Raw genomic sequence first — 13982 nt, 5'->3', positions numbered from 1 at the left:
GCTTCAGACATTTTTAAAATATTCAATCATATGCTTCAGCCCCTCTTCAAGTTCAACAGTAGGCTGCCAACCCAATTTCTCTTTAGCCAATGTAATATCCGGTTGGCGTTGTTTAGGATCATCATCCGGTAAAGACTTAAATACAATCTTCGAAGATGAACCGGTCAGGCTAATGATCCTTTCCGCCAATTCCAATACCGGAAATTCATTCGGATTCCCCAGATTCATAGGACCTGTAAACTCGTCCTCCGTATTCATCATTCTTATCATTCCTTCAATCAAATCATCAATATACTGGAAGCTGCGTGTCTGCTTCCCATCACCATATATAGTTATATCTTCATTATTCAACGCTTGAAGAATAAAATTAGAAACAACCCGTCCGTCATTCGGCAACATTCGCGGACCATACGTATTAAAAATACGGATAATCTTCACACGCACATTGTTCTGACGGTGATAATCCATAAATAATGTTTCTGCACAACGCTTTCCCTCATCATAACAAGACCGGTACCCCACCGGATTCACATTTCCCCAGTAGCTTTCCGATTGCGGATGAACAATTGGATCTCCATATACCTCGCTCGTAGAAGCTTGCAGAATTTTGGCATCCAGTCTCATTGCCAATCCCAGCATATTAATAGCTCCCATCACAGATGTTTTGGCTGTTTGAATCGGGTCATGTTGATAATGAATGGGAGATGCTGGACATGCTAAATTATAAATTTCATCTACTTCCGCCGAATAAGGATAAGTGACATCATGCCTTACCACCTCAAAATGATGATTATCCATCAAATGAATGATGTTATCTTTCGAACCCGTAAAAAAATTATCCAGGCATATCACGTCGTGACCTTCGTTTATAAGCCGTGTACAAAGATGAGAGCCTATAAAACCGGCTCCGCCACTTACCAATATTCTTTTCATTCTAATTATTTCTATTGTTTACTAAAGAGACGCTGTCTCTTCGTTTTGTTTATGGTCACAAATGTAACCGATTTGCTTAAAATAAACAATTTTCAGAGAGGATATTTTAAAAAAAAGAAGATTTAAATAGTTTCAATTTCCGCAACAACTTGCCACTGACAAATGTTTATAATAGAAAAGTATTATTTATTAGAACTATTATGATGACAAATAACCCAAATGCAAACCTTATAGAAGCAATGAAGGAAAAGCTTCCGCTCAAAGGGCAACTGGCAGATATGTTAATGGACACACTATACATAGGAAAAGAGGCAGTATATAGAAGATTGCGCGGTGAAGTACCTTTCACCTTGCAAGAGTCGGCTCTTATTTCAAGAAAACTGGGTATATCACTAGACAAGGTTATAGGACTGAGCTTCAAATCGAACGCCATGTTCAATATAAACATTGTAGATTATGACAACCCGTTCGAGAGTTACTACAATATCCTTGAAAAATATGTCTCGCTAATCAATATGATGCCGGACGACCCGAATTCTGTAATGGGAACTTCCGCCAATATTATTCCCCAGACCCTCTATCTGAAGCATGAGCTTCTGGCAAAATTCCGTTTATTCAAATGGATGTACCAGAATAAATATATTGATTGCAAGAGTTTCGAAGAGTTGGAAATTCCAACGAAACTGATCAATATCCAAAAAGACTATGTAGCCATGACACGACATATTCACTCCATAGACTATATATGGGATAATATGATTTTCCAGCATCTCATCAACGATATCCAATACTTTGCCAGCATCCATCTCATCTCCGACGAAACGAAAGAAGAAATCAAAAAAGAATTATTCTTATTGGCGGACGAACTGGAAGAACTGGCTATCAATGGCAAGACAGCCGATGGCAATCGTGTACGCATCTATGTGTCGAATATCAACTTCGAGGCAACATATAGCTATGTAGACACCAATAATCTGCAACTGAGCCTCATACGTATTTATTCCATCAACTCCATTACCACGATGGACAACGAAATTTTCTGTACCTTGAAAGAATGGATTCAATCTCTGAAAAAGTTCTCCACTTTGATATCCGAAAGCGGCGAAATGCAGCGTATTCAATTCTTTAAGCAACAGCGAGAAATTATTGACGCTCTTTAATTTTATTTTCGCAGATTAGAACTTCAAAAAAAATTCAGTTCCAATAAATGAAAGTAGGTAAGAATCTTATCTACTTTTTTTCATTCCCTGTTCCCATCATCCCCACTTGATTCCCAATCAGAAAAAGACCCGCACATTCATCTCTGTTTTACCACACAAATCTTTCAAACACAAGACGTAATTTTGCATAGAATGTATCACTGAGATTATTAACATTAAAATTAAAGGAACAAACAATGAAAAATGGTATTCTAAACGAATTAATATCTACAATGAGGGAACGAATTCCTCAAGATATGAATCTGGCCAATACTTTGGCTGATATTTTATGCATGGGAAAGGAAGCTGTCTATCGCAGATTGAGGGGTGAGGTGTCTTTTACAATAGACGAAGTAGCGTTGCTTTCTCAGAAATTAGGTATTTCTATCGACCAGATTGTCGGCAGCCATGTATCCAACAAAGTAACTTTCGATCTGAACTTACTTCATGCTTCCAGTGCGCTGGAAAGTTACTACGAAATAATCAATCGTTATCTGAAAATTTTCGACTTTGTGAAAACTGATAATACGACGGAGGTGTATACTGCATCCAATTCACTTCCCTTTACACTGTATTCTTTCTATGAGAATTTGTCTAAATTCCGCCTTTGCCGATGGATGTATCAGAATGGAGATATAAAGACGCCACATTCTTTGGAGGAGATGTCTGTGGACGAACGGATCATCAATGTACATAAGAAACTGAGTGAAAGTATAAGACAGTGTCCAAAAACGTTTTTCATCTGGGACACAAATATCTTTTATTCTTTAGTGAAAGAGATCAAGTACTTTGCCAGTCTGAATCTGATAAGCAAGAACGATGTCATTCATTTGAAGAAAGAGCTTCTTCAGTTACTTGGCGTGGTAGAGCATCTGTCCATAAAGGGAGAGTTCAGCGAAAACAAGAAGGTATCTTTCTATCTGTCCAATATCAGTTTCGAAGCCACTTACAGTTATATCGAGAAACATGATTACCAAGTCAGCCTACTGCGGGTATATTCTATCAATTCGATGGATTCGCAAAGCTCGTATATCTGCCAGATGCAACGCAATTGGATTCAATCGTTGAAGCGCCACTCTATTCTGATATCAGAAAGTGGAGAAGCACAGCGTATTGCTTTCTTGCAAAAGCAGTTGGAAGTTATCAATACGTTGTAAACAATTGTAGATTTTAGGATATAAAAAAAGGGGGAAAAGACAAGCTGTATCAGAATGATGACAAACAACATTCTGATACAGCTCTTTTAGCTTTTATTCTATTGTGCGCACACAACGATACCAAGCCCAATCTGTGGATTCATCCGTAGTCCATGCGCCGAATTCACCATTATTATGTCCGGCCAGCCAATAGTTGCCCTCGCGTAAAGTCAATGTCCAGTGCACAGCACTAATCTTCTCGAATCCCTTCCCTGTCCAAGTAGTTGAACCACCGAAACCTTGGTTTTTGATGCTGGTAACGGTTCCTCCCATACTGAGTACCAAAAACATCTCACGCTGGGTAGGCAGACGCCAGCCACTCCCTTTGCTTTCGCATGCCGCTTTTGCTTCCGACCAAGTTTTACCATTACTACTGGTATTTTCAATTTGAAACTTAGGAGCAACCTTATTCATCGCGTCACTTGAATCCGGAGTTTCACCGGAAGCAAATAACACCGAAGGATCCGTTCCTCCACTGGCATCGCGAGAGACAACAGTAACCCCCGAGGATTCTACCGTTAGATAAGGGTACTTCTTTCCGCTATTTACATTATTCTTCACGCAACGGAAATAATTATTATTGCTAACAGGCGCGGAATCCAAATAACCTGCCGACATTTCCATCCAAAAACGTGTACCAGAGCCTTTAGCCTCATAGTATGATGAAGACCAGTAGTTGCCGGTCCAGTTTTGATACCATCCATATATATTCTGACTGTCATGATAATTATAATTCTCCGCATTGCCACCCAAAGCTTTTTCATAGGCAAATGACATCAACAGTTCACTGGCAGTAGGCAGCCGCCAACCATCGCCTATATTCCTACAGACCTCCTCCGCATCGGCTACATTTTCCAACCGTCCCACACTTTGCTTGGCATCGCCTACTCCCTGATAATATATCCTGTTATCAAACCGAAGCGGATAAAGATGGAAAAGAGGTTCTCCGGCAGTTGTGTAAGATTTGGTTTCGGACACCATCTGAAGGTCAATCGTACGATAAAACGGGAATTCTTCATCCTCTACGGTATGCATTACATTTCTGAACGTGATTCTTATCGTTCCGCTTTTTCCCTCTTTCCACTTGCCGGGGTGAAGTTTCAGTCTGAAATCGTATCCGTGACCAACCACATCATCTCCCTTCCCATCATTAAAGCCTACGATAGACTCAACATACATCTTTTCGTCCGCATTCTTTCTGCCTAAAATCACATCATTATCCGGATCGGTCCGAATCAGTCCGGTACCATCATCATTCGTTATATTCAATTCCTCAATATTCATAATTTCCCAATTGTTATTGACAAACAATTGCAAATATTGTTCCGCACCCAGATTGACTTTATAAGTACGACTATTGACCGTAGTGGGAATATATCGGAGTGAAAACTCCAGCTCCCCCTGATTGATGGGGAGTTGTATTTGAGTGAGGTATCCCTCCTTATCGTACAGGTCGAACAATATGAAGTCCCAACGCCACCACCAGCCTGTCTCTTCAGTAGAACCATCGCCCACTCTTCGCGGATTAGGCTGTATGGTAAATGCCTGCACCCTTTCACTGAACGGTATCGCGTTCGTCCTGTTTAATTGCGGAATTAAACCGCCGGCATTATATTGGACGATATCGATACCATCAGTGCCATAAAGCTTACCTTCTATCTTATCCACGGAAAACATGACATACACCGTCTGTGGTTCGATAGGAAGTTCGTCACCATCGGGATTTCTAATCGGGAAAAAAAGACCTTTCTCCAACACATTTCCGTATGCATCGACAAATTTGATAATTCCCGGATCTATCGTATACTGCGTCACTTCAATATTGTGAGTCAAGCGCCCTGCCGTCAACGTAACAGTAGCCTTACGCTCAAAACCTATAGTTTCATTATTAAAATAAGGAATCTTCAATTTGAGTTGGGTATCATCGTTCGCAACGCCCGATGCCGCATCGGCTCCACCTTCAAATTTGAGCCAGTCGCTCCCTGCAGTAACAGTGGCCTTCCAACCGCCGGGATTGTCAGTAAAAACATCTATGGCATAACTATTATTCTGGTATTGAGTTACAGCGACCTCCGATTCACCCACTCCGAGCATATATTGCCCATTGTAGACTACATCTTTGACCTTATCACGGTCATAGTGTATCAACCGGAATTTCAGGTTGGACATGACTGTATAGGATGCCAACGCCTCTCTAAAACTTGCATAACCGGTTCCCAACGCCTGGGTAATGGTAATGATGTATTTATGGTTTCGTTTCAAAGGCAAATATTCCACCTGCTCTCCTATATTTCCGATTTTGGTAAAATCCACCCGGTAAAATGTCGATTCACCCGTACCGATCTTTCCTTTCACAATCAGGCAAGTAGCATCCTTACGGCTCGCTTCTCCGTCTTGTCCCGCACCACCGGCATCCTCTGCCGCCGGGGATTCAAAGGTATAAATCTCCCCATCGTAGGGTGTATTACCATTTACGGAATAAAGTATTGCGTCCCCTTCCTCCGTCATTTTACCGCTTCCCGCAGGGAGAATCGGAATATCCGGAGCCGGTTCAGCAACCTGTCCGTTCGTATTCCACGGCGGAGCAATGTATCCGGTGGTATTGTAATTGGCCAAGTAAACTTCTTCGACCGTGAAATTCGAAGTGACACTATTATTATGGATATCAATACGCGCCAGCATACGTTTCATATTTATGCCGGTTATCGGACCCATCGAAGGAGTAATTTTGCTTATTACCTTCTCCCCGTACATCGGAATCCACGTATACCCACCAGTCGTCGAGCCGTCTGCCAGCCATTTGCCGGTCTGGGTGTGGAGCATCGCTTCTATTGCTTGAACCTTGGTAGTCACTCCTTTCGTGAAACCCGACACAATTCCGTCAAGTTCCTTATTTGCCACCACCACAATACAGGTAGATGCGGTGGTGAAAGGAAGTTTGGCAGAGAAACTCACAGTGGAATTGTCAGCTAAGTCCTGCGTGACTCCTGTAGCGCTGGCCCATTCCAGAAATACCGCTGGTGTTTTTGACGCATCAAAAACAAGAATATCCACCGTTTCTATTTCGTCTTCTTTCTTTGCTGTTCCCGTTCCGGTCATCGTACGCGAAGATACGGACGGGAGATTTACATCGGGAACTGTTAATGTAAACCGGATACCGTTTCCTGCCGGAGAAGGTGTCGACCCTAATTCTTCCTGTACGCATCCGGTAAGCCCTACCGTCACCAACAGAACAGACAAAAGATAGCACTTTCTTATGATTGAAATCCCATATTGCATATTTCTATTTCCTTTCCTTAAACTTTGATATTACATATTCTCCATTATGGTGCGATCAATGTCACCGTTATTGGCAGATTATCACCATTCGTATTGGTAAGTGTGAGTATAGCCGTATCACCGGAAACGGCATCGGCTTTGAAGTAGAAGTAAACCGCGTCACCGCTCACGCCACTTGTTTCGAGCATTGTCTCACTGTTAAGCAGAATTCTATCCGGGTCCTGTATCTGGGTTATCTTCCACTCCCACGTTCCCGGATTGCCCGAAGTAAAGACAAGCTTGCGACGTCGCATATTTCCAGTTCCATTATCACTGCTATCCAATTCTACATTCGAGGTCAACCACTCTCCGTCTTCTCCCCACTGACTCAACAGTACATGGTGTCGCAGATTACCGGCATTGATATAAAAGCCTGTTTCCCGTTTAGTTACGGTTCCAGAATTAAATTCGGGCATCACAACCTGGATATTATACGTATACACACCTCCCGAAAGGGATGTCTGAGTCATATTAACCGTTGGCCACGTATCCATAGTACTTTTGTTTAATGACGCACCCGGCAGATAACCCGTATCCGGATTGGCATCATAATTCGTTTTCGCTTCTATATTGACAGTGACACCATCACCAGCCGTCTGGACCTTGGTCTGCGATAATTTAAGATAATACTGTTTATCGAAAATCACGTTCACCGGGCTTTCCGTCCATTCAAGCGGGGTGGCTGAAAGCTGATAGGTTTCGTTGGATATCGTAAAATTGTAGTTGATGTACTCGCCCGACTCCCAAGAGTGCGGGTTCCTGGCGATAATATCACTGAACAGGAATTCCCGGTCGCCAAAGTTGGTGGTAACAACGATTTTGGCGGTTGCGGAGAAAGCGTCGGTCGGTAGCATAAGGAATGTATCCCCCATCAAGATGGCATCTTCGGTCACCGTTTTGTTGTCGGTGAGAGTAGAAACGACCTTCCCGGTGGCAACATCGCTCCAGACAAACTTCGGTTTGCCGTTTTTCGTCGTGGTGGTCGGAATTTCAGTCATCGCAAGGTTACCGTTTTTTCCTACATTCTGGAATTCTATTTTCTCGATAGTCACCTCATCCGGTACAGGAGCTACTTTCTTGAATGTAAAGGTAACCTTGGTTAATGTGTGGTAGAAGTGTATATTCACACCTTCAACCCATACAGGGTCCGATATAGCCGCTAATACATCAACATGATTGGCGGCGGATACGTTCGCTGTATAATTCAGTACCATTTCTTCAGGATCAGTGAAACTCGCAGTAGGTGCATTCGCATCGCTGTACGGATACCAGGAGAAGAATTTCATGCTCGCATTCAGCAATCCGGGCCAATATTGCAACGGCGAGATGGTGGCTGTCAGGTCAGCGTTAACCGTAGCACTTGCATTGAAGTATGGTTGGGGAACGGAAGCATTGGGAGTCAGTGAGCCGTAAAGACCGAAAGTCTCTTCTTTCAGATCGGTATTCGAAGAGATTGCCGCACCACGAGTGTAGACATAGCCGCCTTCTCCGATACGTTGCACAACAATTAATTCCTTATCACACGTCATCTCTTCTCTGACACACGAAAAGAGGACAGCCGAAAGGACAGCCATTGCCATAATCATCCTAATATTATTAATAGTCTTTATCATCTTACTTCTTTTCCGAAATTAAAAACAATCAACGAAAGATATTACAAACCCATATCCAGATCAATGTCTTGTCTTTCACCCCAATCTTCCACGCTTATCGTCAGTATCTGAATACCTATTTTTCCTACGCGCGCCGTTACCTGATACACGTTGTTCCGACGGATCTCCGTAAAAGGTTGCGCCGTCGGACTGCCTGTGCCGTCAACCTTCGTTACGCTTTCAATTACTTTCTCGGTTATTCCAGTGACGTCCGAAGGTCCTTTCGGGACATTAGCCATACTGATAGACAGTCGGTCGGAATAATCCGACTTGAATAGGCGTTCGGCTGTGTAGAACGAGCAAAGCAACTTCCGGTTTTCAGCTCCGGAAGCCGATGAATATGCCCAGGTTTCTGTAGTCGTAGCCGTCCAGCTATGCGTTAACAAATTGCTTTCCGACACATCTTCCTTCACTTTTCCGTAGTTTTTTGAAGAGTCGGCGTTATCACGCGTGCCGTTGTCCACGTTTCCCATCACGAAATAGCTATCGTGGGAGAAATTGTGCAAGGTGACACTGGTGCTTCCGGCAGTATATCCGGTCACCGCTCCGCCGTCTATGGCTTCGATAAAGACATCTACCCGGGCTACGGCACGTTCGATCACCATTTGCACTGTTTTGGTTTCATCAGGTGCTATGGATATATCCCGGATCACTCCTGTCATTGGCATTCCGGTCGTCGAAATGATCTGCCCGTCACTGTTCAGTATGCTGGAGATATCGTAAATCATCTCTTGCAACGTCAAAAGATTGGCTATACCGTCAAGTTTGCTTGTGAGACTCTGCGGTTCGTTGGCAATAACTACGACCAGGATATCATTACTGGAAGTCACTTTGAGAAGTTGCGCATCTATATCAGTAGCTGTCTCCGGAGTACTCAACAGGATGTGTTCATTCACATCCAGCCTCACGCCACTGGGCGTGCTGCCGAATACGATAAACCGCATGGAGTTTATCTTCTCCTGTTGTTCCACATCCCCATTGTTCACCAAGTCGATGCTAAGTTGCGCCCGGGTAGTATGGGCAGGCAACTCATAAGCCACATCAGCTTCTCTACTACATGAGAACAAAAGGATGGTGGATGCCAGACAAATGATATGTAATAGCTTTTTTCTCATTCTTAAACTTCCATCCCGTGGAGCCAATAAATCCAGGTCCCCACGACAATACCAATTTGAAGGAATCCTCCTCCGGGTTTTTCAACAACTGTAAATATCAGGTTCCATTCACTCTGCCTGTCAAGATATTCCTGAAAGGGGAGTTCCGTTCCATCGTAACGGGAAACCGGCCGGGCAATGCTCAGGAGTGTCATCAGATTGTAGCTCCAGACCTCGGCTTCGGTATCCGCATTCCTTATAATAAATTTATAATTCCATCCGCTTCTGTTGAGCAAACGCATCGTGTTCAAGCGTGCGGACATAACCACGTCGGATATTTCACCCGGACCTGTATAATAAGGTACATAAGTAACCGGCCCTTGTCCTGCGGGTTCGTTTTTCCAGGAATAAACTGCATTTTCCGGCGCCTGAATTTCAAATGTATATTGCGTACCATCCACTGCTTTTTCCTCAAATCCCATTAACGCGAGATTAAACCGATTGGTGTCACGTATCAGGTTCACCGGATAAATTTTATGGTCGGTACTGGATGGCAGGTGGTCCACTTCCACAACCTCTCCGAAGTAAAGATGCTGAAACTCGAAATTAACAACATCCGTCTCCCGCTTCAGGGATACAATGACCTGTTGAAGGGTGGTTGTTCCCGGTGCCAGTTTATTACCTGCATGGTCCGAAAGCCGGAATCTGTCAGACAGACTTCCGACGGTCAGTACTTTATAACTTCCGAAATCGAGCTCGTCGGTCAACGACATCCGGTTTCCACCAACCAGCGCAGCAACCTCGGCACTTTTGGTGAAAAGCAATTTATCATCGCTATCGAACACAAGTACATCCACCGATTTAACCTGCGGATTAAATGCATCCGCATATTCCATATTATAGTCGAATACAAATTCCAACCAAAGTTCGCACCGTGGCAGGTCTTCGCGTATACTGTCGCACGAAGCCATACATAGCATCGAAGCAACGATAAGGAACAGCGATTTAGTTTTTCCGAACATATCTTTTTCTTTTAGGGGGCAACCCTATCGGTTTGCCATTTTATATTGTCAGAGATCTCCATTTAGTGACCTCCGGTTATTTCCTCTTTTTGGGGCGCGCTTTGTATTTCATTGCATCTCGAATGCGCCGGTATATTTCAGTGCTGTTTTTGGGAAGCCTGTCACCGGCTTGTTTTTTACTTTTTTCGGCGGTCTGTTCCGCACGGAATATCTATTAAAAAAAAGTACAGGGCAGGCAGTCTGCACTGCCCTGTTTTCTTTGAAAGCAAAGAGTTTATTTAGATTTCGAAATTTGTAGTCCAGTATATCCACGGAGCAACTTTAATCTCAAAGTGGAGATAAGCACCCAACTTATCGATATCTTCATTATCATCCGGATCTTCGGGACCACCACCTGGATACCACGGTGTACCGTTACCATTCACCTTTGTCAGCGTAAGCGTGTAATAGTTATTACGCACTACACCGTATTTTCCGTACTCCATGTAAGAGTCAGCTGTATTGTCATGACGAATCTCATAGTAGTAATAGTTGAGACTCTTTGGATACCAATAGATGCAACCTTCTTCTTTGCATAGTTCACCACCATTCTGAATATTGTTGTCGTCAATAATAGTCTGCGTAAGAAGAGCGAAACTACCCGGATCAGAGGTGGTAAGCTCAGATTTTATCTGGTTATAAAACAGTTCGCATGCCGAAACCAAGAGTTTCTCCTGAGCAGTCATAGGTTGCGTGTTTGTTTCTTTAGTTTTAGCCTCTATATAAGCAGCTAGTAACAGGGCAAAATTCTTGAAGTTTACAGAGCTAGTTCCGTTAGGAAGACGATACCAGTCATCTCCTAAAGAAAAATCACTATCATCCTTCCAAGGGGCATACTTGCCTTTAAGCACCAGACGCGTAGCTGCACCGAACTTCTGATATCCTTCGGCCATCGTATTCTCAATGCAGTATTTGTAATTATCACCCGCAGTCACACTTTCAGCAACCCATTCTACCAGAGGTTCGCGGTTAGCATCAAGTGTATTCTTGACAATACCTGTAAGATATTCGGTTCCACCCGCAGTCGTAAAGTTAGGGTCGACTGTATAGAAGTTACTTTTATAGAATCCGGTAGTATGAGACGATGCTGTGGTAGTCTTCTTTGCAAAAGGAAACAACAGAGAGTTGTAGTAGTCTATAGTCCAATTTCCAAAATCAAACTGTCCAAGACTGGCATTTGTTACATCTGCAAAAGGCCCGACTTCTAATGAACTGCCAATCATAACCTCCAATTTTGCGGCAAGGCGTTCTATTTCAAGAGTAGCCGGATTACTTTTCGCCGCATTCAGAGCTTGCGCTTCCGTTTTATAGTTGCTGGCCAAAATAATCTTGTCCGATACATCGAGCAGACATTCTTCTTTCCATGCATGATTGTCTGGATTTGAATCGGAATCATCGAAGAATCCGACATTAATCATTGCACAACCATTGGAGTGCACAACCTCCTCTACCAGATAAGCATTGTTAGGCTTACCACTCTGTGTAGGAACTGTAATCATTGTATTGATGGTAGCATATGTTGCACCTACTGCAATAGCATCCAAACGACTCTTTAATTGGTAACCCGGATTGGCAATAACAAGCAGATACTTAGTATCCGTACCCACCTTTATCGGAGTATTCGGAGTCGTAACTCCACTATTTGTCCCGAAAGAACCGGCTCCTAATATCGTGGCATACTTAGTTGCATCTGCATCCTTAGTCACCACTTTACTCGCATTGAACGTAATCACATAAAGCTCTTTAATCGCGCTTTCCGCCGGCAAAGCCGGTTGTTCGCCAGAAGCACGTGAACCCGGTACTTTTGGATTAGTCATACTAATTGATACGTAGGCTACATCATAACCTATCCCCCCATCAACTCCGGGATTTTCCCCCAAATTCTCATTTGAACAACTTGCCAATGCCGCAACAGCCAGCAACGAAACTAAAATTGATTTAATCTTTAGCATAATACAAAAAATTATTAGAATTAATACATATATAATTTCCCACTTAATCAGTAAGTTTTACTTACTATTCTTTCTCATTTCGGCAGCATTAGCCTTCTTCCTGACTAATTCTTCCAGATTGCCCCTAGCTGCATCCAGACCTGACTGCTCTGCAACCTTCAAATACTTCTTCGATAATTCATAATCTCCCTTCATTAACATTAATATTCCCATAGCATTATTATATTCCGGCAATTTCTTATTCGAATTCACCATACCCAGATAACGTTCGGCCGAAACCAAGTCATTGCGTGATAAAGCGGCAGTAGCAGCATTTATATTTGCAATTTCACTCTGCGGATACATCCGGACAGCCGTTTCGAACACATCAATAAATTCTTGTGAGCCTGTCGGATAGGTATTAGCTACCAGGAACATTTCATTCAAGCTCAGATTCTGCGGGCGCGTCTTGATAATCTCTTTCGCTTCCTCCACACTGAAATCCCTCACTTCGTAATTCACTTTGCAGATAGCCACACGCAGACTTGGGAAAATATACTTCAACAAGTACCGGTAAGGCGTTCCGCCGTGAAGTTGCATCAGTTTTGTTTCTCTTCCTTTTTCAATAGGTATGTTCCTGATAATATCCAGCACTTCGTCTTTATATTCCAATTCGATTGTTTCAAGCGCCTTCTCCAGTCCGTCCCAGTTTTCACCTCCAAAGACAATGTAGTATTGGTTTCTCGGAAAATCGTATCTGTATGCCAGATAATCCCGAAGCGCCATGGCCCGCCCTTCAGACAGACGCTTGTTCGCTGCCAATGTTCCTTCTGGAGAAGCATAACCGATAATATCCAGACGGTTCACTTTCACATTCGGATCGGACTTCAGTTCATCGATCATCTTGCGGATTTTAGCCAGTTCCTGAGGATTATTCATGTATTCAGGACGAATATTGACTTTATTCACCTCGAAATCCAGAAAACATTCCGCTTGAATATCACGTTGCTTGATTTCTTCCGCTTTCGGTTGCAGATAAGCAAACTGAGGAGCTACTACGTAAGGCGTCCATACACGTTCCAACGTCACTTTGCCAAATTCCTCTATGTTCATCAATGTCGTTTCGCCGCAACCACATTCGTCACGCTGCACGTCCAGACGCGCATCCTTCATCCATGATTCGAACGGAACCAGATATTGATACCGAATCGTATCATTTCTTAGTTTTCCAGCTTTTTCCACTATATATGGCTTCTCGTAGTTTCTCTTCTCTTTGGCGCTCATCAACGCAAGCTCACGCTCATACGCCAGATACTCGTCACGACCTTTAATAGAAACTTTCGGAAGATTCTGAGTGCGTCCGAGAGTCACCAGCCGCGGAATAAAATCCATTCCCCGGGCAGATTTCACTTTCACATTATTCAAAACAAAATCTATATCGACATGAATAAATTCACCTTTCTGTTCCAACCGCACAGGATTCACAGTAATGCCACCTTCGTAAGAGCGAGACTGAGCCATAGCTGTGTTTATATTCAGGCTGCAAACCACCAACATACACACAAGGAAACCTATTTTTCTTATTATCATATTCCTCA

Annotated in this window: 9 protein-coding genes; 2 read left to right on the top strand and 7 right to left on the bottom strand. The window is 43.2% G+C overall.

The features are described 5' to 3' along the window. Positions 1–3: 3 nt before the first annotated feature. Positions 4–933 carry a UDP-glucuronic acid decarboxylase family protein gene (locus GD631_RS14645; protein ID WP_143260081.1) on the bottom strand — a complete coding sequence of 310 codons (930 nt, stop codon included), beginning with the start codon at positions 931–933 and terminating at the stop codon, positions 4–6. Positions 934–1133: 200 nt separating this feature from the next. Here GD631_RS14645 and GD631_RS14640 point away from each other — a divergent pair, with 200 nt between their 5' ends. Together GD631_RS14640 and GD631_RS14635 are read left to right on the top strand one after the other, a co-directional pair. Next, positions 1134–2093 (top strand): hypothetical protein, encoded by a 960-nt coding sequence (locus GD631_RS14640; RefSeq protein WP_143260080.1) that lies wholly within the window; start codon positions 1134–1136, stop codon positions 2091–2093. A gap of 236 nt (positions 2094–2329) precedes the next feature. Then, positions 2330–3289: a hypothetical protein gene (locus GD631_RS14635; RefSeq protein WP_143260079.1), complete on the top strand. Its 960-nt coding sequence runs from the start codon at positions 2330–2332 to the stop codon at positions 3287–3289. A gap of 93 nt (positions 3290–3382) precedes the next feature. Here GD631_RS14635 and GD631_RS14630 read toward each other — a convergent pair whose 3' ends face one another. From GD631_RS14630 to GD631_RS14605, 6 genes are all read right to left on the bottom strand, one after another. Then, on the bottom strand, positions 3383–6607 hold the full coding sequence (locus GD631_RS14630; protein WP_143260078.1) for a fimbrial protein: 3225 nt from the start codon (positions 6605–6607) through the stop codon (positions 3383–3385). Positions 6608–6651: 44 nt separating this feature from the next. Next, positions 6652–8259, bottom strand: coding sequence for a fimbrillin family protein (locus GD631_RS14625; protein ID WP_143260077.1), 1608 nt, complete (start codon positions 8257–8259; stop codon positions 6652–6654). Between the two features lie 41 nt (positions 8260–8300). Beyond that, positions 8301–9413: a fimbrial protein gene (locus tag GD631_RS14620; protein ID WP_143260076.1), complete on the bottom strand. Its 1113-nt coding sequence runs from the start codon at positions 9411–9413 to the stop codon at positions 8301–8303. 2 nt (positions 9414–9415) lie between these two features. Continuing rightward, positions 9416–10414, bottom strand: a complete 999-nt coding sequence (locus tag GD631_RS14615) for a FimB/Mfa2 family fimbrial subunit (protein ID WP_143260075.1) — start codon at positions 10412–10414, stop codon at positions 9416–9418. A 278-nt stretch (positions 10415–10692) separates the two neighbouring features. Then, positions 10693–12405 carry an Mfa1 family fimbria major subunit gene (locus tag GD631_RS14610; RefSeq protein WP_143260074.1) on the bottom strand — a complete coding sequence of 571 codons (1713 nt, stop codon included), beginning with the start codon at positions 12403–12405 and terminating at the stop codon, positions 10693–10695. A 57-nt stretch (positions 12406–12462) separates the two neighbouring features. Continuing rightward, the gene (locus tag GD631_RS14605) at positions 12463–13974 is read right to left on the bottom strand and encodes a DUF3868 domain-containing protein (RefSeq protein ID WP_143260073.1); all 1512 of its coding nucleotides are present in this window, start codon (positions 13972–13974) and stop codon (positions 12463–12465) included. Positions 13975–13982 lie beyond the last annotated feature (8 nt).

It is taken from the genome of Bacteroides luhongzhouii (assembly GCF_009193295.2).
Lineage (GTDB): Bacteria > Bacteroidota > Bacteroidia > Bacteroidales > Bacteroidaceae > Bacteroides > Bacteroides luhongzhouii.
Note: the sequence above shows the minus strand (reverse complement) of the source record. Positions and strands in the feature narration are given on the sequence as shown.